The 22,588-nt window shown below is 68.1% G+C and carries 18 protein-coding genes; 12 read left to right on the top strand and 6 right to left on the bottom strand.

Features of this window, described 5'->3' with window-relative positions; all coding sequences use genetic code 11:
• Positions 1-26: 26 nt before the first annotated feature.
• Positions 27-884 (top strand): PHP domain-containing protein, encoded by an 858-nt coding sequence (locus ACFWNN_RS13795; RefSeq protein ID WP_382440237.1) that lies wholly within the window; start codon positions 27-29, stop codon positions 882-884.
• A 12-nt stretch (positions 885-896) separates the two neighbouring features.
• Positions 897-1,511, top strand: coding sequence for a MarC family protein (locus ACFWNN_RS13790; protein WP_382440236.1), 615 nt, complete (start codon positions 897-899; stop codon positions 1,509-1,511).
• Here ACFWNN_RS13790 and ACFWNN_RS13785 read toward each other — a convergent pair.
• Positions 1,508-1,810: an ArsC/Spx/MgsR family protein gene (locus tag ACFWNN_RS13785; RefSeq protein ID WP_382440235.1), complete on the bottom strand. Its 303-nt coding sequence runs from the start codon at positions 1,808-1,810 to the stop codon at positions 1,508-1,510. The genes ACFWNN_RS13790 and ACFWNN_RS13785 overlap by 4 nt on opposite strands.
• 42 nt (positions 1,811-1,852) lie before the next feature.
• Between ACFWNN_RS13785 and ACFWNN_RS13780 the strand changes: the two genes are divergently transcribed.
• The 4 genes from ACFWNN_RS13780 (at position 1,853) to ACFWNN_RS13765 (ending at position 5,592) form a co-directional block, all read left to right on the top strand.
• Complete coding sequence (locus ACFWNN_RS13780) at positions 1,853-2,692, top strand: RecB family exonuclease (protein ID WP_382440234.1); 840 nt, start codon at positions 1,853-1,855, stop codon at positions 2,690-2,692.
• 721 nt (positions 2,693-3,413) lie between these two features.
• Positions 3,414-3,716 carry a hypothetical protein gene (locus ACFWNN_RS13775; protein ID WP_382440233.1) on the top strand — a complete coding sequence of 101 codons (303 nt, stop codon included), beginning with the start codon at positions 3,414-3,416 and terminating at the stop codon, positions 3,714-3,716.
• Between the two features lie 389 nt (positions 3,717-4,105).
• Complete coding sequence (locus ACFWNN_RS13770; protein WP_382440232.1) at positions 4,106-5,164, top strand: O-antigen ligase family protein; 1,059 nt, start codon at positions 4,106-4,108, stop codon at positions 5,162-5,164.
• The gene (locus ACFWNN_RS13765) at positions 5,161-5,592 is read left to right on the top strand and encodes a hypothetical protein (protein WP_382440231.1); all 432 of its coding nucleotides are present in this window, start codon (positions 5,161-5,163) and stop codon (positions 5,590-5,592) included. Before ACFWNN_RS13770 ends, ACFWNN_RS13765 begins: the two co-directional genes overlap by 4 nt.
• 30 nt (positions 5,593-5,622) lie before the next feature.
• On the opposite strand, the gene ACFWNN_RS13760 is transcribed toward ACFWNN_RS13765, so the two are convergent.
• From ACFWNN_RS13760 to ACFWNN_RS13750, 3 genes are read right to left on the bottom strand one after another with little or no spacing between them, the layout of a single operon-like run.
• On the bottom strand, positions 5,623-6,501 hold the full coding sequence (locus ACFWNN_RS13760; protein ID WP_382440230.1) for an alpha/beta fold hydrolase: 879 nt from the start codon (positions 6,499-6,501) through the stop codon (positions 5,623-5,625).
• An 8-nt stretch (positions 6,502-6,509) separates the two neighbouring features.
• Positions 6,510-7,844, bottom strand: coding sequence for a hypothetical protein (locus ACFWNN_RS13755; protein ID WP_382440229.1), 1,335 nt, complete (start codon positions 7,842-7,844; stop codon positions 6,510-6,512).
• Between the two features lie 5 nt (positions 7,845-7,849).
• Positions 7,850-9,466, bottom strand: a complete 1,617-nt coding sequence (locus tag ACFWNN_RS13750) for a DEAD/DEAH box helicase (protein ID WP_382440402.1) — start codon at positions 9,464-9,466, stop codon at positions 7,850-7,852.
• A 183-nt stretch (positions 9,467-9,649) separates the two neighbouring features.
• Here ACFWNN_RS13750 and ACFWNN_RS13745 point away from each other — a divergent pair, with 183 nt between their 5' ends.
• The 3 genes from ACFWNN_RS13745 to ACFWNN_RS13735 all read left to right on the top strand — a co-directional run bounded on the left by ACFWNN_RS13745 (position 9,650) and on the right by ACFWNN_RS13735 (position 18,254).
• Positions 9,650-10,291, top strand: a complete 642-nt coding sequence (locus ACFWNN_RS13745) for a ferritin-like fold-containing protein (protein ID WP_382440228.1) — start codon at positions 9,650-9,652, stop codon at positions 10,289-10,291.
• A gap of 43 nt (positions 10,292-10,334) precedes the next feature.
• Positions 10,335-10,559 (top strand): DUF3107 domain-containing protein, encoded by a 225-nt coding sequence (locus ACFWNN_RS13740; protein WP_285646894.1) that lies wholly within the window; start codon positions 10,335-10,337, stop codon positions 10,557-10,559.
• Positions 10,560-10,751: 192 nt separating this feature from the next.
• Complete coding sequence (locus ACFWNN_RS13735; protein ID WP_382440227.1) at positions 10,752-18,254, top strand: GEVED domain-containing protein; 7,503 nt, start codon at positions 10,752-10,754, stop codon at positions 18,252-18,254.
• Here ACFWNN_RS13735 and ACFWNN_RS13730 read toward each other — a convergent pair.
• Positions 18,251-18,565, bottom strand: a complete 315-nt coding sequence (locus ACFWNN_RS13730; protein WP_285646807.1) for a DUF4873 domain-containing protein — start codon at positions 18,563-18,565, stop codon at positions 18,251-18,253. The genes ACFWNN_RS13735 and ACFWNN_RS13730 overlap by 4 nt on opposite strands.
• Positions 18,566-18,652: 87 nt before the next feature.
• Between ACFWNN_RS13730 and ACFWNN_RS13725 the strand changes: the two genes are divergently transcribed.
• The gene (locus tag ACFWNN_RS13725) at positions 18,653-19,834 is read left to right on the top strand and encodes an RNA-guided endonuclease InsQ/TnpB family protein (protein WP_382440226.1); all 1,182 of its coding nucleotides are present in this window, start codon (positions 18,653-18,655) and stop codon (positions 19,832-19,834) included.
• 93 nt (positions 19,835-19,927) lie between these two features.
• Here ACFWNN_RS13725 and ACFWNN_RS13720 read toward each other — a convergent pair whose 3' ends face one another.
• Positions 19,928-20,611 (bottom strand): TetR/AcrR family transcriptional regulator, encoded by a 684-nt coding sequence (locus ACFWNN_RS13720; protein WP_382440225.1) that lies wholly within the window; start codon positions 20,609-20,611, stop codon positions 19,928-19,930.
• A gap of 61 nt (positions 20,612-20,672) precedes the next feature.
• Here ACFWNN_RS13720 and ACFWNN_RS13715 point away from each other — a divergent pair, with 61 nt between their 5' ends.
• Complete coding sequence (locus ACFWNN_RS13715) at positions 20,673-21,560, top strand: diiron oxygenase (RefSeq protein ID WP_382440224.1); 888 nt, start codon at positions 20,673-20,675, stop codon at positions 21,558-21,560.
• Positions 21,533-22,312 (top strand): alpha/beta fold hydrolase, encoded by a 780-nt coding sequence (locus tag ACFWNN_RS13710; protein ID WP_382440223.1) that lies wholly within the window; start codon positions 21,533-21,535, stop codon positions 22,310-22,312. Before ACFWNN_RS13715 ends, ACFWNN_RS13710 begins: the two co-directional genes overlap by 28 nt.
• The last annotated feature ends 276 nt before the right edge of the window (positions 22,313-22,588 follow it).

The following is a 22,588-nucleotide window of genomic DNA, read 5'->3' as shown; positions in this document are numbered from 1 at the left end:
TCATCACGTCGTCCACACTGGACGACGTGGTCATCGATCTGCACACCCATTCGTCCGAGTCCGACGGCACCGACAGCCCTGCCGAACTGGTGAAGGCTGCGGCGCAAGCCGGGCTCGACGCGGTGGCGATCACCGACCACGACACGGCGGCAGGCTGGGTCGAGGCGGTCGCCGCACTGCCTCCTGGCCTGCGGCTCGTGCGTGGCGCCGAGCTGTCGTGCTCCTCCGAGGACGGCTACGGCCACACCATCACCGTGCATCTGCTGGCGTACCTGTACGACCCCACGCACGCCATGTTGATGAAGGAGCAGTCACGCCTGCGTGAGGAACGGCGCTCGCGGCTGCAGAAGATGGCCGAGATGATGCAGGCCGACGGCTTCCCGATCGACCCGGTCGACCTGATGGCGCGCCTGCCGTTCGACGCGCCCGCCGGCCGCCCGCACCTCGCCCAGGCACTGATCCGCGCCGGCGTGGTGTCGTCCGTCGACGAGGCCTTCGCGACGTTCCTGACCGGCGGCCAGTACTACGTGGGGCGCACGGACACGCCCGTCGAGCGGGCGATCGAGATGATCACCGAGGCCGGTGGCGTCACCGTGCTGGCGCACCCGTTCGCCCGGTCCCGCGGTCCCGTGGTGGCGCCTTCGGTGGTGTCGTCGTTGGCTTCGTGTGGACTGGCCGGTGTCGAGGTCGATCATCCGGACCACGACGTGGAGACGCGGCGCTCGTTGCGGACGCTGGCCGACCAGCTGGGACTGATCGTCACCGGGTCGAGTGACTACCACGGGACGAACAAGACGGTGCGGCTCGGCGCGGAGACGACGGCGCCGGAGATGCTGGATGCTCTGGCGGAGAGGGCGACCGGAGCCAAGATCCTCGTCGGGTAGGGCGGTGGTGCGGTGTTCAACGTGCGGCTGTTCATCGAGGCCTCGATCACGCTGCTGGTGATCATGGACCCACCGGGCACCGTCCCGGTGTTCCTGGGGCTGGTCGGCCGGAAGTCGCGGGAGGCGCGCAAGCGGGCCGCGCGGCAGGGCGTGCTGGTGTCGTTCCTGGTGATCACGCTGTTCGCGGTCGCCGGCAACTCGATCCTGGCCTACATGCACATCGGCATTCCCGCCCTGCAAGGTGCGGGCGGCCTGCTGCTGTTGCTGATCGCCCTGGACCTGCTGACCGGCAAGGGCGCGACCAACCACCCCGAGGTGGAGGACGTCAACATCGCTCTGGTGCCGCTGGGGACGCCTTTGCTGGCCGGACCTGGTGCGATCGCCGCGACCATCGTGTTCGTGCGTCAAGCGGACGGCGCGTGGGGCTCGTACCTCGCGCTGGCCGCGGCGATCGTGGCCGTCCACCTCGTGCTGCTGGGGACGCTCCGGTCCGCCGGGTTGCTGATCAAGGTGTTCAAGGAGAGCGGCATCCTGCTGATGGCCAAGATCGCCGGTCTCCTGCTGGCCGCGATCGCCGTGCAGCTGGTCGCGTCGTCCGTGCAGGGCTTCATCGTGTCGGGTGTTTAACGCTCGATGCGCGCCTGGTCTCCGTCGATGATGATCGGGCGTTCGATGAGGCTCGGGTTGGCGACCATGTGCTCGATCCACTTCTGGCGGTCGTGTTCGAGGTCTTTGGGGTACGCGGCTTCCTTCGTGCGTGCGATCTCCCAGGGGTGTTTGTCGAGGAGCTTCAGGACGTGGTCCAGCTCTTCCTCGGTGGGCGGGTCGTCCAGGTAGCGCCGTTCGGTGTAGTCGGCGTTGCTGTCGTCCAGCCGTTGCTTGGCCGCTCGGCTCTTCGAGCAGCGCGGGTTGTGCCAGATCTCCATGCCCCTCATTTTCTGTCAGGGGTGGTGAGTAACTTGGTTGGGGTGGAACAACTCGGCTTCGACTTCGGCACCGCCGCACCGCGCCGGCTGGTGCGCGTCACGCCCGCGAAGCTCTCGACGTGGACGGACTGCCCGCGCCGCTACCGGATGACGTACCTGGACCGGCCGTCGCCTCCGCGTGGTGGTGCTTGGGCGCACAACACGCTTGGTGCGGTCGTGCACAACGCGTTGAAGGCGCTGTTCGACCTGCCTGCCGATCGTCGGACGCCTGATCAGGCGGTCGCGTTGGTGACGCGGCAGTGGAAGTCGGACGGGTTCCGGGACGTGGACCAGGCCGCTGTGTACCGGGAGCGGGCTCAGTCCTGGGTGCACGATTACGTGTCTTCGTTGGATGTCGATTTTGAGCCGCTTGGGGTGGAGCGGTGGGTTTCGTCGCCCACCGAGCGGATCGTGGCCGAGGGTCGGGTCGACCGGATCGATTATCGCGATGGTGAGTTGGTCATCGTTGATTACAAGACCGGGCGGCATGTGCTGACTTCTGATGATGCTCGCGGGTCGCAGGCGTTGGCTTTGTACGCGTTGGCTGCTCGGCGGACTTTGCGGAAGCCTTGCCGGCGGGTGGAGTTGCATCATCTGCCGTCCGGGTCGGTGGCTGTGTGGGAGCACACCGAGGAGTCTTTGGGGCGGCATGTTCGGCGGGCTGAGGAGGCTGCCGATGAGATTGATCTGGCTGTGGAGACTTTGAAGGCCGGTGGGGATCCGGAGGTTTTGTTTCCTCCGGTTACTGGGCGGCAGTGTCAGTGGTGCGATTTTCGGCGTAGTTGTGAGGAGGGGCAGGCGGCGGTTCCGCCGTTGTCGCCTTGGGATCTGTTGGCGCCGTGAGGGTCGCCTTGAGTTGGTGGTTGGGTTTGGGTGCAGGGACTTTGACGGGCTTTGGTTACGTCATCGCCGCTGCGCGACGATAGAGATTGGGGCTTGACTTCGGGGCCCTTGCGAGGCGCTCATCGGCCGGAAAAGGCCGGGCTGAAAAGCGCCCGGCCGAGCTCGAGAAGCTAGCACCTCGCACCCAAAGTCAAGCCCCAATCTCTTTGCAGCGTGGGCACGTTGGGTGGGCACGTCACCGATACCGCTTTGACCGGAGCCAAGAGGTAAGGACGCCTCGCCTTCGGCATTGCGCTCGGGTCTTGGCCGGGCGCTCGGCTGCGCCATCGCGATGCTTGCGCTCTTACGGGCTCGCCTTCGGCTTCGCATCCCCTAAAGCCATCCTTGACCCGTCTTGCCTCACCCCGTCTTGCCTGATGCCGTCTTGCCCTGACGCGTTCCCGTGCGCTCGGCTACCTCGCCCCCGCCCTCGCTTGGCCTGCCCCCGGCCCGCTAGCCCTGCCCCGGCCCGCCCCGCCTGGCCTCCCCCCGCCCCCGCCTGCCCCTGCCCTGCCCCACCTGCCGCGCTGCTCTCCGCTTCGCCTCTCGCGTGCCCGCCGCCTCGCCTGGCCCCGGCCCGTCATCTCGGCGGAACCAGACTTGCGGTCGTGCGTCTGCCACTGTGGTGGACTGGTTCGGGGGCTCACTGGCTGGATTCGGGCGGACCCGTAGGGTGGCGGAGGTGGAAGTGGACGTGGCTGAGCGGCCGTCGCGGGTGTTCGGGTTCCTGCGTGCTGTGAGTGGTGTGCTGGCGGTGGGCCTGGTGTTGCTCGCCCTCGGGAACATCGGCGTCCAGTTCTACGCCAACACCCGTGATCTGCCTGGGCCTGGGACGTTGTCCGTGGTGGCGCACGTCGTGGCTGCCGTGTTGGTGGTCGGCGGGCAGATCGTGGCCGACCGGTATGCCGACTGGCGGGCTCCGGTGGCCTCTCTCGGGGTGTTCGTGGTCAGTGGTGTCACGTTGTGGACGTTCTGGTGGGCCTGAGGTCTTAGTCGTCCCTCTTGTGGCGATTTGTGCATTGGTTCTTGATTTCTTCTTCCGTCCTGGTCGTTGGGCACCTACAGTGCAGTCGATCCGCTTGGGGAGGCGGGTTCGGCGAGCCTTGGGGGAACGCGGTGGCCGTGGGGGAAGTTGTTGTCGGCGTGCGCCGGGACTCGTTGCCGGTGCCCAGTTTGCTCGTGGTCGCCGGGTTTGCGGCCGCTGTGGTCGCGCAGGGTGGGTACTACCTGCCTGGGCGGGTGTTGTCCGCTGTGTTGGTCGTGGCTGCTGTTGTGGTGGCTCGGCCCAGGCCGTCGGTGCTGGTCGCGCTGGGGGGCGCGTTCGCCGTTTGGGCTGTTGGGCGTGGGGTGCTTGCTGGCGATCTGCTTAGCGGGGTGCCTGCTGCGGTCGCGTTGGTGGTGTTCGTCGGGGCTGTGGTCGTTGCGGCTCAGGCTGATCTTGAGCAACGTCAGTTGCTCGCCACCGTGGTGGTCGGGGTCGGGGCCCTTGTCGGGTTCAGCGGGTGGGTCGCTGTGGTGTGGCGGGTGCCCGCTTGGACGACTGTGGCCGAGGGGCTGGCTCGGGCCGCGTCCACGTTGACCTATCCCAATGCCGCCGCTGCGGTGATGGCTGTTGCCGCGGTGTTGTCGTTGGTGTTGAAGACGTCGTTGTTGATGAACGTCATGAGGTTCCTGCTTTGTGCGGGGATCGGGGCGACGATGAGTCGCGCCGGGGTCATCGCGTTGCTCGTCGGGCTGGGTGTGCTGGCGGCGTTGCACGGGGTCGGGGAGACCGTGCGGACGGCCGTGCCGCCGTTGCTCGGGGGCGCGGTGGCCGTGGCCGCGTTGTTGCCGACCATGAGGGTGGCCGAGGAGCCGCGCGCGTTGCTGGCGGTCGCGGGGCTGCTCGGAGGCGCGCTGGTCGCGGTCGCTTTGCCGCGGCTCAAGAAGCTCTTGATACCCGTGGCCGGGGTGGCGGTGGCAACGGCGGCGGCGACCGCGTTCTTGTTCGCCGATCGGTTGGCCACGCGGGTCTCGTTCAGTTCGCCTGACCGGAGTCAGGCCGCGGAGGCCGCGTTCGACCTGGTGGCTCAGCAGCCGCTGGTCGGTACCGGGCCTGGGAACGCGATCTTTTTCTTCGTCCGAGGCGACGAAGGGACCCGTGTGATGCGTTATGTGCACAACGAGTACCTGCAGGTGCTCGTCGAGCTCGGTGTGGTGGGGCTGGTGCTGGTGCTGGCGGTCATCGGCGCCGTGCTCGTGCGGATGTGGGGCGGGAAGAGGAGTACGCCGTTGCACGCCGGGGCGTTCGCCGCGGTGGTGGTCGTGCTGGTGCACAGCGGGTTCGACTTCCTGTGGCACCTGCCCGCGGTGCTGATCGTCGCCGGCCTCTGCGCCGGTCTGGGGTTTCCGTCCACAAGGGACGGAGTTGAAGAGGGGACCGCAACACCATGAAGAAGTTGTCCGGGGGCAAGTCGCTGGCCGTCGTGGCGGTCGCGGGTGGCGCGATCCTCGCGTCCATCGCGCCCGTCATGGCGGACGTGAGCGCGCAGTCGCCCTCGCAGTCACTGGTCAGAGTCGAGGGGCCGGCGAACCTGAGGGCCAACGGCGCGACGATCGAGGTCGACGTGACCTACGCCTGCCCGGTGACCTCGACGTCGGCGTACGTCTACGTGAGCGCGACGCAGGCCGTCGGCGGGGGCAACGTGGCGACCGGTGGTGGGTCCAAGGGCGCCACCTGCACGGGCGGGTTCGAGACGGTGAAGGTCACCGTCGCCGCGTCGAACAAGGCGTTCCGCAAGAACAACAAGGCGTACGTGAAGGCCGATCTGCAGGCCTACCCGAACAACGCCTTCCACGAGGCCTACATCAACGTCAAGTAGGTCCGGCGTGTCCGGGGTCTGACTGGCGTCCTACGACGTCAGCCAGGCCCGCCACGTCGGCAGCAGCGTGGCGATGAGCTCCAGCGGCGCCTCGGTGTTCGGCGAGTGCATCACGCCCGGCAGCACGGCGAAGTCCGCGTCGAGGCGTTCGGCCATGTCGCGCTGGGCGGCGGGCGTCCACGCGTCGTCCGCGTCGCCGCACACCACCAGGCACGGCGTGCCGGACGAGCGCAACGTGCGGGCGAGCTTCGCCACCTGGTCCGGTTCGTAGCGCAGGCCGTTGCCCATGCCGAGCAACGCGGCGGCGGGCGAGGCCAGGAAACGGTTGCGGTAGAAGTCCTTCAGCTCCTGCGGCAGCGCCGTGTACGCCGGGTTCTGCTGGGAGCGCAGCTCGTTCAGCTTCTGCGTGCCCGCGACGCCCTGCTCGGCCAGCACGTGCTCGCCGACCTCCAGCACCATGCGGCGTTCGCCGGCGGGCAGCTCGGACGGACCTGACGACATCAGGGTCAGGCCGGAGATCGGTGCACCGGCGAACACGGCCGCCCGCACCACCAGACCACCGTAGGAATGGCCGAGCAGCAGCACTTTCCGGCCGTCCGCGGCGATCTTCCCGATCAGCTCGGCGAGCACCGATCCCAGCGGGCCCGGCCGGTAGAGCGCCTCGTCGTCGGGGCCAGGGGAGTCCTGCTGGCCCGGCAGGTCGATCGCGACGACCTCGAACCCCGCGTCCGCGATCGGGTCGATCATCGGCGCGAAGTCCTCTTTGGAGCCCGTGTAGCCCGGCACGAGCAGCACGGTCGTGCGCATCGCGTCGTCGCCCATGGCGGGCGCGCGCAGCGCCGCGATCGTGCCGTAACGGCCCGGGAAGTCGACGCGTTGCGCCCGGTGGGGGCTGATCTGCGAGTACACGAGCTGAACTATCGCAGTGCGATCAGGGTTTCGCCACGCTGCTCCAGCACAACCGGACCTGCTGTGGCGAGTTGCACAGGACCCGTGTAGCCGGCGCGGTTCACCTTGAACGTGCCCACGACGGCGCCCGTGTCCTGCTCGAACACCCGCAGGCCGTCCTTCACCGGGATGAGCGCGCGGCCCGCGAGCGTGGTGCCCGCGCCCAGCGTGCCCTCGGCGGTCCACAGTGGAGTGAGCGTCTCCAGTGAGAACGAGATCGTGCGCGATCCGGTGAACCAGAAGGCGTTCGTCTTCGTCGTGAAGACCCGCGCCACGTGGTTCGGCGGGTCGGTGAAGTCGGCCTCCGGCACGTCGACCGGGGCCTCGTTGATCTGGTTGCCGGTCTCCGCGTCGTAGATCAGCACACGGCTCGGGTTCGGCACGGCCACCGCGACGTACTTCTCGGTCATGGCCACGATCTGGGCGTTCTTCGAGCCGGTGACCGAGCTGCCGAACACCTTGGGCTCGTCGGACTTGTCGGGGTTCGGCTTGAGGATCGTCACGCGGTCCGACGCGTCGTCCGGGCAGCGCTCGATCATCGCGAACTTGCCGGTCGTCACGGCCACCGAGCCGTACGTGCAGCCGACCCGCGGCTGCTTGTTCGGGTTCACGATCGCGCGCAGGCCGCCGTACTCCAGCGACCGCACCAGGTCGTCCCGCCGGTAGACCTCGACGAACTTCGAGCCGGTCGTGATCAGGTGCGAGCCCTCGTTGAGCAGGGCCGTCCCGGTCTCCGCGTCACCGTTGCGCTGCGCCCGCCGCTCGCCGGTCACGCCGTCGAGCGAGGTGAGCTCCGAGCAGTTCTCGCCCTTGGAGTACAGGGCCATCGCCCGGCCCCACGCCGTGCTGACCGTGCACAGCGGCAGGTCGCGCGAGTACGTCCACCGCGCGTCCCCGGTCAGCGGGTCGCGGCCGTGGACCTCACCACCGGTGCCGGTGACGACGGTCGACGGCTTCTCCTCGCCGGTCTCCTTCGACGGGGTCTGCACGACCACGGGGGAGAAGGTGGCACCGCTCGGCGCCCGCCAGACCTCGGCGAGCGACGGCGGCAGGTTCGCCACGTCGGGCAGCGGCTCGAACGACGACGGCCCGGTGACCGACGTCGTGGCGCGAGCATCGCTGAACGCCCAGGTCAGCACGGACGCGGTGATCGAGACGACGGCGATCAGCGCGACGGCGATGAAGTCGGCGCGCGTGTGCCAGGACCGGGCGGGCGGGCGGTCCCCGACGGGCTCCGCGCTCTCGTGCGCGGGCTCGTCGAGGACGTCCTCGACCTCGGTGACGTCGGAACCGGGGGACGACATGGTGATCAGTCTGCCGAAGGAGCGGCCTGTTCGGCAGAGCTTCGGCGACGCCGGCGCCTGCGGGGCTTGTCGGAGGCGGCCTTCTCGGCCCCTTCGGGCGCGCTGACCTGGGTCTGCTCGCCACCCTCCGGCGTCACGCCCGCACGACTGCGCGTGCGCGAACGGGTGCGCTTCGGCCTGGTCTCCTCGGCCGCCTCGGGCGCCTGGCCCTCACCGGAGCGGGTGGAGCCGGTGCGACGACGGCGCTTGCGCTTGCCGGCGTCGAGCTGCTCCTCCTCTTCGGCGTCGAGACCCGCACGCGTGCGGTGGCTGAGCGGCAGCCTGCCCGTCGAGCCGGACGGGATGTCCAGGTCGTAGAACAGGTGGTCGGAGGTGGAGTACGTCTCCACCGGCAGCGGCGCGCCGAGGCCGAGCAGGTCGTTGACCGACGCCCAGCGGTGCGTCTCGTCCCAGTCGACGAACGTGACCGCGACGCCCGTGCGCCCGGCACGGCCCGTGCGGCCGATGCGGTGGACGTAGGTCTTCTCGTCCTCGGGGCACTGGTAGTTGATGACGTGCGTCACGTCGTCGATGTCGATGCCGCGCGCGGCGACGTCGGTGGCGACCAGCACGTCGACCTTGCCGTTGCGGAACGCCCGCAGCGCCTTCTCGCGCGCGCCCTGGCCCAGGTCACCGTGCACGGCGGCCGCGGCGAACCCGCGTTCGGTCAGGTCGTCGGCGACCTTCTGCGCGGTCCGCTTGGTCCGCGCGAACACCATCGTCAGACCCCGGCCGCGGGCCTGCAGCGCGCGGGCCAGCATCTCCGGCTTGTCCATCGAGTGCGCGCGGTAGACGAACTGCGAGGTGTTCTCGTGCGTCTGACCTGCGTCGTTCTCCTCGGCACGGATGTGCGTCGGCTGGTTCAGGAACGTGCGCGCCAGCGTGATGATCGGGCCCGGCATCGTCGCGCTGAACAGCATGGTCTGCCGCTCGTCCGGAACCATGTTGAGGATGCGCTCGATGTCGGGCAGGAAGCCCAGGTCGAGCATCTCGTCGGCCTCGTCCAGCACCAGCATGCGGACCTTGCCGAGCACCAGGTGGCGCTGTTCCGCGAGGTCGAGCAGGCGGCCGGGCGTGCCGATGACGACGTCCACGCCCTTGCGCAGCTGCGCGATCTGCCGCTCGTAGGGGATGCCGCCGTAGATCGCGGCGACCTTCAGGTCGAGGTGCTTCGACGCGTCCGTCAGGTCGTGCGCGACCTGGAGGCACAGCTCACGGGTGGGCACGACCACGAGGGCCTGCGGGGTGCCGTCGCCCGGCAGCTCGACGCGGTGCAGCAGCGGCACGCCGAACCCGAGCGTCTTGCCCGTGCCGGTGCGCGCCTGGCCGATGACGTCGTCACCGGCGAGCGCGATGGGGAGCGTCAGCTCCTGGATGGCGAACGTGCGTTCGATGCCGGCTTCGCTGAGCGCCTTGACGATCTCGTCGCGCACTCCGAGCTCGGCGAACGTGGGGGACGTGGACTGCACCGGGGCGTCTGCCAGCAACGGGTGCGACGTGTCTTCTTCGATGACTCCGGCCTCGCTGTGTTCCAGGAGAACCGGGTCCAGATGTGCTTCTACTTCAGCGGTCAGGGTGATCAGCCTCTCTCGTACCAAGCGCGTACGAGCCCTGCCGGGCCTCTCGACCGCGCTTCAGGATCAGCTGCGGGAAAGGTGTACGCGCACCATTTCGTGCGCCTCGCGGCGGTTCGTCACACTCGTCACGCCGGGCGACCAAGGCCATTCTACCTGCCAAGACACATTTGACTACTAGAGTTCGGTCTCATGGGTGTTGCGGAGGGTGTTGTTGATCTTCTGGGAGCGGTCGCATACGGCGAGCTCTCAGCCTTCGACCGGATGACGGAGGACTCGCGCTCGGCGCCGACCTTGGCCGGGCGTGCCGCGCTCGCGCAGATGGCCGCGGCCGAGATCGGGCACTTCACGCAGTTGCAGAAGCACCTCGCCACCGAGGGCATCGCCATCGAGGACGCGATGGCGCCGTTCGTGAAGGGCTTCGACGCGTTCCACGAGTCGACGAGCCCCAAGTCGTGGCTCGAGTCGCTCGTGAAGGCGTACGTCGGCGACGGCCTCGCGGCCGACTTCTACCGCGAGGTGGCCACGTGGCTCGACGAGCCGACGCAGGAGCTCGTGCTCCACGTGCTCGCCGACACGGGCCACTCGGCGTTCGCTGAACGCGAAGTCCAGGCCGCCGTCGAGGCCGATCCGCGGGTGCGCGACCGGCTCGCGCTGTGGGGCCGCCGGCTGCTCGGCGAGGCGTTGACGCAGGCCCAGTACGTGGTGGCGGAGCGGGACGGCCTCTCGGAGCTGATCATCAGGGGGTCCGGGGACCTCGCCGGGATCGGTCAGCTGTTCCGCCGCCTTCAGCAGTCGCACGCGCGGCGCATGACGCAGCTGGGTCTCGGCTAGGTAGGCTCGGGATCAGTTTTTTCTCTTGAGCACGGAGGTCAGCGTGGAGGTCAGGATCGGCGTCGCCGACAGCGGGCGGGAACTCGTCGTGACCAGTGAGCTCAACCCGTCCGAGGTCGAGGCCCTGGTCGCGGACGCGGTGTCCGGCAAGTCCAGCGTGCTGTCGCTGGTGGACGCCAAGGGTGCGCGGTTCGTCGTGCCCGCTGGCCGCGTCGCGTACGTGGAGATCGGCCCGCAGGACTCGCGCAAGGTCGGGTTCGGCGCCTGAGTCGGCTAGCAACGAGCAGGGCCCCGGTCATCGCGACCGGGGCCCTTTCGTTTGTGAACGGCGCAGTATCGGTCATGGTCGGAGAACCCGCAGTCCGGTACCGCGTCGAGATCGCCTGAAGCGGTGAATGCGCTGGTAGGGGCATGTGCGTGCACATAGCGTGATCGGGTCGTCACGCTGCTGAGGAGTGCTATGCGCGCCGCCCTGCTGGCCTTGTTGCTCGTGGTTTCGGCAACGACCTTCTCGCTGCCCGCGCAGGCGTACCAGACGCATGCGGCCGGGTCGTGGTCCTCGTCGTCGGCACTGCCCGCCGCAAACGCTTCCGCGCGCTCGACGTTGTCGTCGGGCACGCAGGTCACGGCGTCGGTGTCCGGCGCGAACCTGCGGCTGACCACGTTGAACTCGCCTCCGGGCGACCGGAACGCGGTGCCCGCCAACTTCCGGCCGCAGATCCCCGCCTCCACGGCGCTGATCGGACTGACGGCGGCGGCCACCGGCTGTGCCGCGTTCGTCGACTGCTTCAACCGAGGCACGCTGACGTTCTCGTTCAACCGGCCGGTGCGCGACCCCGTGCTGCACATCGCGGGCAGCGGCGCGACCATCGGCAACACCGGCAGCACCCACGTCGCCCACACCCTGACCTCGGGCGGAGTCACGCTCAGCGGACCGCTCGACGGCGCGGTGAACATGACGATCGGGCAGAACGGCACCCGCATCGAGGCGCCCAACCGCAACCTCAACGTGCAGTGCAACACCAACGGCGCGAGGCAGGCCTCCGCGTCGTGCGGCAGCGTGAAGCTCAACGGCACCATCAGTTCCGTCAGCTTCCAGGTCGACATGCTCACCAACAGCAGCACGCCGACCGACGACTTCTACGTCGCGGGCGTGTCCGTGGACGAGGACTTCGGCGACGCGCCGGCGAGCTACGACACCGGGTCCGCCGCGAGCCACACGGTCAGCGATCTCGTCATGGGCTCGGGCGTGTCGGTCGACAACCCCACGACGATCAACACCGGCACCACCACACCGAGCCCCAAGGCCGTGGCGGCGGGCGCGGACAACAACCTGCCCAACGGCGACGACCTCGACGACGGCGTGGCGACGTTCCCGCGCCTGGCCAGGTCGGACGCGGGCGAGGACTACTCGGTGCAGGTGGCGTTGTCCGGCGCCTCGCAACCAGGCCGGACCTGCGCGTGGATCGACTTCAACGGCAACGGGTCGTTCGAGAGCGGCAACGAACGCGCCTGCACGGACTTCCCGGCCGGTGCCACCTCGGTCACGATCACCTGGAAGATCCCGGGCAGCATCAAGTGCGGCAACACCTACGCGCGCTTCCGGGCGAGCTACAACCTCGACCAGGTGCGCAACGACAAGGGCCTCGCGGACAGCGGCGAGGTCGAGGACTACCGCCTGCCGGTCGAGTGCCTGGACATCAAGAAGTCCACGACGAAGACCACCGCGAACCCCGGCGAGCAGGTGCCGTACACGGTCACCATCACCAACTCCGGCGCCACCGACGTCACCGGCCTGAGCGTGTCCGACGACCTCAGCCAGGTGCTCGACGACGCCACGTTCAACAACGACCAGGCCGCCACCTCGGGCTCGATCTCTTACACCGCACCGAAACTGACGTGGTCCGGTGACATCGGCAAGGGCAAGACCGTCACGCTCACCTACTCCGTCACGGTCAAGAACCCGATCACCGGCGACCACCGGCTGCGCAACGTCGTGGTCAGCAGCGCAGGCAACTGCCTCGTCGGCTCGACCGACCCCGACTGCTCGACCACGGTCGACACCCCCGGCCTGAAGATCGAGAAGTCGGTGGACCGCGCGTCGGCGAGTCCCGGCGACACCGTCACGTACACGGTCAAGGTCACCAACACCGGCAGGACGCAGCTGAACGCGATGTTCGTCGACGACCTGACGAAGGTGCTCGACGACGCCACTTGGGGCTCCGCAACGTCTTCGTCCGGAACCGCGAACTTCGTCTCCCCGAAGCTGACCTGGACCGGAGCGCTCGCCATCGGTGCGTCGGCGACCATCACCTACACGGTCAAGGTCACCGGCAACGGGGACAAGCAGCTCACGAACGTCGTCACGTCCGAGACGCCCGGCAACAACTGCGTGCCGAACTGCACGACCGACACCCCGGTGTCCGGCATCAGCTTCGCGAAGCAGGCCGACCAGCAGTCGGTGAACCCCGGCGACACCGTCACCTACACCGTCACCGTCACGAACACCGGCAGGACTCCTTGGCAGGGCGCCACTTTCACGGACGACCTGGCACGCGTGCTCGACGACGCCGAGTGGGTGTCGGCGGAGGCGTCGTCGGGCACGGCGGAGTTCGCCGCGCCGAAGCTGACCTGGACCGGCAACCTGCCGATCGGCGGCTCCGCGACGGTCAGGTACTCGCTGAAGGTCACCAACCCGGTCAAGGGCGACTTCCAGCTGGACAACGCGATCACGTCCACCACTCCCGGCGGCAACTGCCCGCCGGGATCGACCGATCCGAAGTGCGGCACGACGACACCGGTCGCCGGCCTGAAGATCGAGAAGGCCGTGGACCGGAAGTCCGCTGATCCGGGCGACACCGTCACGTACACGGTCAAGGTCACCAACACCGGCAAGACCCCGTTGAACGCCACGTTCTCCGACGACCTGTCGAAGGTGCTCGACGACGCGGACTGGATCGGCACGAGCGCCGGCACGTTCACCTCGCCCGTGCTGACGTGGAGCGGTGAGCTGGCGGTCGGCGGCTCCGCGACGATCACCTACACCGTCAAGGTCACCGGCAAGGGCGATCACCTGCTGGACAACGTGATCACGTCGACCACGCCCGGCAACAACTGCCCGGCCGGGTCGGCGGACGCGGACTGCCGCACGTCGACGCCGGTCTCCGGGGTGGAGATCAAGAAGGAGGTCGACCGGCAGTCGGCGAACCCCGGCGACACCGTGAAGTACGCGGTCACCGTCCGGAACACCGGCAAGACGCCGCTCAACGCCTCGTTCGCCGACGACCTGACCCAGGTGCTGGACGACGCGACCTGGGGCAGCGCAACGGCTTCCTCGGGAACCGCGACCTTCGTCTCGCCGAAGCTGACGTGGACCGGTGCGCTGGCGGTCGGTGAGTCGGCGACGGTCACCTACACCGTGGTCGTGACCGGCAAGGGCGACAAGCAGCTGACGAACGTCGTCACGTCCGAGACGCCCGGCAACAACTGCGTGCCGAACTGCACGACGACCACCCCGGTGTCCGGTGTCGAGTTCGAGAAGGCCGTGGACCGGCAGTCGGCCAAGCCCGGCGACGTCGTGAAGTACACCGTGACCGTGCGGAACACCGGCAAGACGCCGGTGTCCGGTGCGACCTTCACCGACGACCTGACGCGCGTGCTCGACGACGCCGACTGGGTTTCCGCCGAGGCCTCAACGGGTTCCGCCACGTTCGCCGCTCCTCGCCTGGCGTGGACGGGTGACCTCGCGGTCGGCGGTACCGCGACCGTCACGTACACCGTGAAGGTCGGCGACCCGGCGGACTTCAAGCTGGACAACGTGATCACGTCCACCACGCCCGGCGCCAACTGCCCCGGCGGGGAGAAGTGCTCGACCAGCACACCGATCGCCGGCCTGCGGATCGAGAAGTCCGACGACCGCGACGAGGTCGTGCCGGGCGACACCGTGACGTACACGATCAAGGTCACCAACACCGGCCAGACCGTCCAAACGGGAGCGTCGTTCACCGACGACCTGACGCAGGTGCTGGACGACGCGCGGTACAACGACGACGCGCAGGCCACGGTCGGCGCGGTGACGCTGGTGTCGCCGCGGCTGGAGTGGAAGGGCGACCTGCCGATCGGCGGCACCGCCACGATCACCTACACGGTGACGGTGAAGAACCCGAACCCCGGCGACAAGAGGCTCAACAACAAGATCACCTCGGACACGCCCGGCAACAACTGCCCGCCGGGGTCGAAGGACCCGTCGTGCAGCACCGAGACGCCCGGCCGCGAGCTGACGATCGCCAAGACGTCGGACTCGAAGACGGCGAACCCCGGCGACACCGTGACCTACGCGCTGACGATCACCAACACCGGCCAGGTGCCGTTGACCGGCGAGAAGGTGACGGACGACCTGTCCGGCGTGCTGGACGACGCCACCTGGGTCTCCGGCCAGGCCACGCCGGGCACGGTCTCGCTCACCGCGCCGACGCTGACGTGGACCGGTGACCTGGCTATCGGCGCCACGGCCACGGTGACGTACGTCGTGCGCGTCAACGACCCGATCAAGGGTGATCACAAGCTCGTCAACCGGGTCAGCACCGAGGTGCCCAGCAACTGCCCGCCGGGCTCGACCGACCCGAAGTGCTCGACCACGACCCCGTTGCCCGGCATGGAGATCGTGAAGTCGGTCGACCGGAAGTCGGCGAACCCCGGTGACGTCGTGACGTACACCGTGACCGTGCGCAACACCGGCCAGACCGAGCTGAACGCCTCGTTCCGCGACGACCTGACGAAGGTGCTGGACGACGCGACCTGGGGCGGCACGAGCGCGGGCACGTTCACCTCGCCTGTGCTGAGCTGGAACGGCACGCTGCCGATCGGCGGGTCGGCGACGATCACGTACACGGTCGTCGTGACCGGCAAGGGCGATCACCAGCTGACGAACGTCGTCACGTCGGACACGCCCGGCAACAACTGCGTGCCGAACTGCACGACCGACACCCCGGTGTCCGGCATCGAGATCAAGAAGACCGCCGAGCCCGCGTCGACCAAGCCCGGTGACGTCGTCACGTACACGGTTCTCGTGCGCAACACCGGCAAGACCGCGCTGGACGCGTCGTTCCGCGACGACCTGACCGGGGTGCTGGACGACGCGACGTGGATCGGCACGAGCGCCGGGGTGTTCGCCGCGCCGGTGCTGACCTGGTCCGGGCGGCTGGGCGTGGGGGAGACGGCGACCGTGACGTACACGGTGAAGGTGACCGGTGCGGGGGACAAGCGGCTCAAGAACGTCGTCACGTCCGACACCCCTGGCAACAACTGCGTCGACGGCTGCACGACGGACACGCCGGTGGCCTCGCTGAAGCTGGTGAAGAAGGCCGATCCGGCCACGACCAAGCCCGGCGACACCGTCACGTACACGGTGACGATCAGCAACACCGGCCAGACGGTCCACAGTGGAATCTCGGTGTCGGATGACCTGTCCGGCGTGCTGGACGACGCTTCGTGGAACGGTGATCAGGCGGCATCTGCGGGTTCGGTTGCCTTTGCTGCTCCGAAGTTGACGTGGACCGGTTCGCTCGCTGTCGGTGCTTCGGTGACGGTCACGTACTCGGTGAAGGTGACGGGTGCGGGGGACAAGCGGCTGAAGAACGTCGTGTCGTCGGAGACCCCCGGCACCGACTGCTCGGAGGGCTGCACGACCGACACCCCCGTGGCGGGGCTGGAGATCGTGAAGGCCGTCAGCCCGGAGAAGCCGGTGCCTGGTGATGTGGTGACGTACACCGTGACCGTGCGGAACACAGGTCAGACCGCGCAGGACGCCTCGTTCCGCGACGACCTGACCGGGGTGCTCGACGACGCGACCTGGAACGACGACGCGGCGGCGACCGTCGGCGAGGTGGCCTTCGCGGCGCCGGCGCTGACGTGGAGCGGCGCTCTGCCGATCGGGTCGCGGGCCGTGATCACGTACTCGGTGAAGGTGACCGCGGCCGGCGACCACCGGCTGAACAACGTCGTCACCTCGGACGACCCCGGCGGCAACTGCCCGCCGGGCTCGACGGACCCGAAGTGCTCGACCTCGACCCCGTTGCCGGGCATGGAGGTCAGCAAGGCCGTCGACGTGGAGTCGGCCAAGCCGGGCGACACCGTCACGTACACCGTGACCGTGCGGAACACCGGCCAGACCGTGCTCGTCGGGGCGTCGTTCTCCGACGACCTCTCGAAGGTCCTGGACGACGCGACCTGGGGTGGCGCGAGCGCGGGCACGTTCACCTCGCCCGTGCTGACGTGGACGGGCGACCTGGCGATCGGCGCCGTGGTCGAGGTGAAGTACACGGTCGTCGTGAAGAACCCGGTGACCGGGGACTTCAGCCTCGACAACGTGGTGACGACCGACACGCCGGGCGGCAAGTGCGTCGACTGCACGACGTCCACGCCGATCGCCGGGCTGAAGCTGGTGAAGACTTCTTCGTCTGCTTCCGCCAAACCCGGTGACGACGTCGAGTACACCATCGTGATCACCAACACCGGCAAGACGGTCCACAGTGGAATCTCGGTCTCGGATGACCTTTCAGGCGTGTTGGACGACGCGACCTGGAACGGTGACGAGAAGGCGTCTGCGGGTTCGGTTGCCTTTGCCGCCCCGAAGCTGACGTGGACCGGTTCGCTCGCTTTCGGTGCTTCGGTGACCGTCACGTACTCGGTGAAGGTGACCGGTGCCGGCGACAAGCGGCTGAAGAACGTCGTGACGTCGGACGTGCCGGACACCGACTGCTCGGACGGCTGCACCACGGACACCCCGATCGCCGGCTTCCAGATCGTGAAGAAGGCGGACCGGGCCGAGGCCAAGCCGGGCGAGAAGGTGACGTACACGATCGTCGTCACCAACACCGGCGCGACGATGCTGCGCGACGCGGCGTTCGTGGACGACATGACCCAGGTGCTCGACGACGCCACCTACAACGGTGATGCGGCCTCGACGTCGGGGCTGACCACCTATGCGGCTCCTCGGTTGACCTGGAAGGGCGACCTGGCTCAGGGCGCGTCCGCGACCGTCCGGTACTCGGTGACCGTCACGAGCAAGGGCGACCTGCGGCTGAAGAACGTCGTCACGTCCGACACCCCCGGCTCGACCTGCCTCGACGGCTGCTCGGTCGAGGTGCTGGTGCCGCGGCTGGAGATCGTGAAGAAGGTCGACACGACCTCCGCGAAGCCCGGTGACCTCGTCAGCTACACCGTGACGCTCACGAACACCGGCCAGACCGTCCTGGCGCCGGCCACGTTCGTCGACGACCTGAGCGGCGTGCTGGACGACGCGTCCTTTGTGGACACGAGTGCGGGTGCGCTCTCCGGGTCGAAGCTGACGTGGAGCGGCGAACTGACGATCGGGGCCACGAAGTCGGTGACGTACCGGGTGCGCGTGAACGACCCGCCGACCGGGGACTTCAAGCTGCGCAACGTGGTCACGTCCGACGTTCCGTCGAACTGCCCGGAGCGGTGCGGGACCGAGACGCCGGTGTCCGGGCTGGAGATCGTGAAGAAGGCGGACCGGGCGGAGGCCAAGCCGGGCGACCGGATCACCTACACCGTGACCGTGCGGAACACCGGCCAGACAACGGTTTCCGCGTCGTTCTCCGACTCGTTGGCCGACGTGTTGAAGCACGCGACCTGGGGCGGCACGGACGCGGGCACGTTCGCGGCACCGGTGCTGAGCTGGAGCGGTGAGCTGCCGGTCGGTGCCTCGGCGACGATCACGTACTGGGTGACCGCGTCGAGTGCCGGCGAGCTGCGCAACGTCGTGACCTCGGACGTGCCGGGCTCGAACTGCAAGCCCGGCGGGTCCGATCCGCGGTGCTCGGCGACCGTGAAGGTGCGGGAGGACACGCCGATCGCGTGGACCGGCTTCCCGGCGTTGCCGTTGGCGGCGTTCGGCCTGGTCCTGGTGCTCGCCGGGGTGCTGCTTCGTCGCAGGGCCTAGTGCTCGGCGGGTTCCTCGATCTTGTAGGGCGGAGTGGAGATGCCACCGACCCGGTAACGACCCCACGGGTCCTGGTCGGTGAGCGTCCCCTCCGCCTGGCCGGTGGGGGTGCGCAGCAACGCGGACCGCGCACCTCCTTCGACACGGCTCGTGACGTCGTCGTTCTTCTTCACGCGGCCGTACCAGTGGTAGCGGCCGTCGATCGGCTGGAAGTAGCCCCGCAGCTCGACCTCGACCGCGACTTCTTCGGAACCGAAGACCAGGGTGGCAGCGCCGGTGTAGCCCTCTTCGTCGTGCTCGTGCTCGCTCATCAATCCACTCCAATTCGTGGTTGTGCCTTGAGGAGGTTGAGGACCCGCCGGATCCTGGTCTGCTGTTCGCTGCAAGAATGAGGACTTGTGGGGAGGTCGTCGGCGAAGCGGGCGTTCAAATACCGCTTCTACCCAACGGATGCGCAGGCTGCGGAGCTAGCGCGCACATTCGGGTGTGTGCGTCTGATTTACAACAAGGCCTTGGCGATTCGGGCTGCCGCGTGGAGTGACGAGCAACGCAACATCTCGTACCGCGACACTTCGTCGATGCTGACTTCCTGGAAGAAGTCGGAGGAACTCGCCTTCCTGGGGGAAGTGTCGAGCGTCCCGTTGCAGCAGTCCTTGCGAAACCTGCAAGGCGCGTTCGCAAGCTTCTTCGCCAAGCGCGCCCGGTATCCTCGTTTCAAGTCGAAGAAGAAGTCTCGGGCGGCGGCGGAATACACGCGATCGGCGTTCCGCTGGCATGACGGCCGGTTGATCCTTGCCAAGATGTCCGAGCCGTTGGCGATCGTGTGGTCCCGTCCTCTGCCGGCTGGGACCATGCCCTCGACGGTCAGGGTGAGCAGAGATCGTGCGGGCCGTTGGTTCGTGTCGGTTCTCGTTGACGCCGTCGTGGATCACCACGCCCCTGTCTCGGCTGCTGTGGGCGTGGATGCCGGTGTGACGGCGTTGATGACGCTCTCGACTGGCGAGAAGATCGCCAACCCAAGGCATGAAGCGAGAGAGCGGGTGCGCCTCGCCAGGGTGCAGCGCCTCCTGGCGAGGAAGCAGAAGGGCTCGGCCAACCGAGAAAAGGTGCGGCGCAAGATCGCGCGCGTGCATGCTCGCATCGCCGACAGGCGCAGTGATCACCTGCACAAGCTGACAACTCGGCTCGTTCGTGAGAATCAAACGATCGTGATCGAGGACCTGCACGTCAGAGGCATGCTGCGCAACCGCCGGCTTGCGCGTGCCATCGCCGACGCTTCGTGGTCGCAGATGCGTCGCATGCTGGAGTACAAAGCCGCTTGGTACGGACGCCAGGTGATCGTGATCGACCGGTGGTTTCCTTCGAGCAAGACATGTTCGAAATGTGGACTTCTGGCTGACGCGATCTCGTTGGGCGTAAGAGAGTGGCGCTGCCCCTGCGGGGCCGTTCACGACCGTGACGTGAACGCGGCGAAGAACGTTCTGGCCGCCGGGCTGGCGGTTGCTGCCTGTGGAGACGGTGTGAGACCGACCCGGCGTGAGCTGGCGAGGCATCTGTCGGAACCTCCCTACCGAGGGTGAAGAAGCAGGAATCGTCGGGTGTGAACCCGACACGTCTCCGCCGTCGAGCGGGGGAAGCCAACAGTCCACCAATCGGAGGACGGCGAGTGGCTGTCAATCCACCAATCGGAGAGGGGTGAGTGGCGTTGCGGGATCGATCTCGACCCCTGCCGACCGCAGCAGTCCGTCGAGGGCGTGCCAGATGATCGTGGCGAGGTAGTCGCTCAGGTTCGCGCGGGACATCGTCTGACGGTCGAGCCACCAGTCACCCGCGTTCTGCACCATGCCGACCAGCGCGTGCGCCCACGGCTCGGCGCCGCCGGAGTCCATGTCGAACGCCCTGAGGTAGTCGCCGATGAGGCGGGCCAGGGTCGCCGCGATGAGGTTCTTGTCCTCCGCCACGACGTCCTTCTCGACCGGGCGGTCCGCGAAGGAGCCCTTCACCACGAACCGGTAGAGGTTCGGGTTCTCCTCGATGACCGACAGGTACGCGTCGACGATGTTCGTGATGCGGTCGCGGATCGAGCCCTCCGCGGCGAGCGCGGGCCCCATCCGGTCCATCAGCACCTCGGTGGCCTTCTGGCCGACTGCCAGGTACAGGTCGGACTTGTCGGTGAAGTGCCGGTACAGCACGGGTTTGCTGACGCCGGCCTCCGCGGCCACGTCCTCCATGCCGACGTCGGGGCCCTTCTTGGCCACGGCGGCGATCGTGGCCTCCACGAACTCCGCCCTGCGCTGCTCGCGATGACCCTTCCACCGCTCACGTCGCGCGTCCGGCCCCTTGACAGTGCGTGCCATGTGACGCACGCTACCAGAAGTAACCGTTACCTCAAGTAACACTTACCGGGGAGGGCAATCGATGAGGGTCGCCGATCGGGAGAAGACCGCGGAACGGCTGCTCAAGTCGTCCGCCGAGAAGTTCTACGACCCCGAGGTGGACATCGACTGGTCCGCACCTCTGGTGGACGGCCTCTTCTACATCCCTGAACAGCGCATCTCGCTCTACGGCACGCCGCTCTACGACACGTTGTCCCAGGAGCAGCGCATCGAGCTCTCGAAGCACGAGCTGGCGTCGATCGCGTCCGTCGGCCTGTGGTTCGAGCTGCTGCTCATGCAGATGCTCGTGAAGGTCGTCTACAACACCGACCCGACCTCGCGGCACGCCCAGTACGCGCTGACCGAGGTGGCCGACGAGTGCCGGCACTCGACGATGTTCGCGCGCCTGGTCGAACGCATCGGCTGCCCGCCGTACGGCCCGAGGCAGCACACGCACCGCCTGGGCAAGCTGCTGCCGACCATCGGCTACGGCCCCGCGATGTACGGCTCGATCCTCGTCGCCGAGGAGATCCTCGACCGCCTGCAGCGCGAGGCGATGAACGACGAGACCGTCCAGCCGCTCGTGCGCATGGTGAACCGCATCCACGTGCTCGAGGAGGCCCGCCACGTCCGCTTCGCCCGCGAGGAACTCACCCGCGGCATGGAAGCGTTGCGAGGCTTCGAGAAGCCGTACCAGAAGTGGCTGATCGCGACCGTGTCGATGATGATCACGCGCACGATCATCAACCCGGCCGTCTACGCGTCGGTCGGCCTGGACGTGCGCGAGGCGCACCGTCAGGCGCTGGGCAACCCCCGCTTCCAGGAGACCATTCGCTGGTCCGGTGAGCGGATCATGTCGTTCCTCGGCGACGCCGGGCTGGTCGGGAAGCCGGGGATGAGCGCATGGCGCCGTTCGTTCTTGATCGTCTGAAGGTCGTCACGTCGGGGCCTTCGTCCTCCGACGTGACCGCCGTGCTGCTGCACGGCTGGACGATGGACCTCACCACGTGGGACCGCGTCGCCGCCGCACTGCCTGGCCGGGTGGTGCGGTACGACGTGCGTGGCCACGGCGGGTCGTCGGGGTCCGGGACGATCTCCGAGTTGGCCGGCGACCTGGCAGCGGTGCTGGACGAGTTTGCGCCTACTGGACGAGTCGTGCTGGCCGGGCATTCGCTGGGCGGCATGACGATCATGGCGTTGGCCGAGCAACGGCCCGAGTTGTTCGCGCGGGTCTCCGGGGTGGCGTTGATCGCCACCTCGTGCGGGAACCTGCCGCGGCAGAGCGGGCTGGAGAGGCTGGCCGGGAAGTGGCTGGTCGGGCGGCCCAAGGTCGGGTTCGGGCGGGTGATCACGCCTGGGCTGCGGGTGACGTTCGGGCGGCGGCCTTCGTGGCGGGACGTGCGGGCGGCCGCGGCGATGGCCGGGAACACGTCCGGGGAGGCGTTCGTCGGGATCCGGGAGGAGTTGACGCTGCATCAGCGGCGGGAGGCTTTGGCCGTGCTCTCCGACATTCCGACGGTGGTCATGGCCGGGTCCTGGGACGTGCTCACGCCGATGCGGCATTCGCGGGTGTTGGCGGAGGCGTTGCCGTCCGCCGAGTTCGTGATTTATCCGAAGACCGGGCACATGTTGCCGCTGGAACGTTCGGAGGACGTTGCTCGGCGGATCGCCGCGTTGATGTGAGGGCTGTGCGGGTGCCGGTTTCGTAGGTCGGTTCCTGTTCCAGCGGGGTGGGTTGCGTTCCTGGGTTCGTCTTCCGTTGCGAGGGTGCTTGCGCGGGTCCTGACGAAAGACCTGGGGTGTGCGATTGGGGCTTGACTTCGGGGCCCTTGCGAGGTGCTGGTCGGCCGGAAAAGGCCGGGCTGAAAAGCGCCCGGCCGAGCTCGAGAAGCTAGCACCTCGCACCCAAAGTCAAGCCCCAATCGCCTTGAGCGGTGGAACCGGCTCTGTGGCGGGCAT

The sequence above is a fragment of the Lentzea sp. NPDC058450 genome, assembly GCF_042721395.1.
GTDB lineage: Bacteria > Actinomycetota > Actinomycetes > Mycobacteriales > Pseudonocardiaceae > Lentzea.
The sequence above is the reverse complement of the archived record's forward strand: the minus strand, read 5'-3'. Positions and strand labels throughout refer to the sequence as shown.

Bases quoted from the DNA above. Each gene is read 5' to 3' on its own strand.
- ACFWNN_RS13785 (WP_382440235.1), bottom strand. From the start codon at position 1,810: ATGGAGATCTGGCACAACCCGCGCTGCTCGAAGAGCCGAGCGGCCAAG.
- ACFWNN_RS13765 (WP_382440231.1), top strand. From the start codon at position 5,161: ATGAAGAAGTTGTCCGGGGGCAAGTCGCTGGCCGTCGTGGCGGTCGCG.
- ACFWNN_RS13755 (WP_382440229.1), bottom strand. From the start codon at position 7,844: ATGTCGTCCCCCGGTTCCGACGTCACCGAGGTCGAGGACGTCCTCGAC.
- ACFWNN_RS13745 (WP_382440228.1), top strand. From the start codon at position 9,650: ATGGGTGTTGCGGAGGGTGTTGTTGATCTTCTGGGAGCGGTCGCATAC.
- ACFWNN_RS13735 (WP_382440227.1), top strand. From the start codon at position 10,752: ATGCGCGCCGCCCTGCTGGCCTTGTTGCTCGTGGTTTCGGCAACGACC.
- ACFWNN_RS13730 (WP_285646807.1), bottom strand. From the start codon at position 18,565: ATGAGCGAGCACGAGCACGACGAAGAGGGCTACACCGGCGCTGCCACC.
- ACFWNN_RS13720 (WP_382440225.1), bottom strand. From the start codon at position 20,611: ATGGCACGCACTGTCAAGGGGCCGGACGCGCGACGTGAGCGGTGGAAG.
- ACFWNN_RS13715 (WP_382440224.1), top strand. From the start codon at position 20,673: ATGAGGGTCGCCGATCGGGAGAAGACCGCGGAACGGCTGCTCAAGTCG.
- ACFWNN_RS13710 (WP_382440223.1), top strand. From the start codon at position 21,533: ATGGCGCCGTTCGTTCTTGATCGTCTGAAGGTCGTCACGTCGGGGCCT.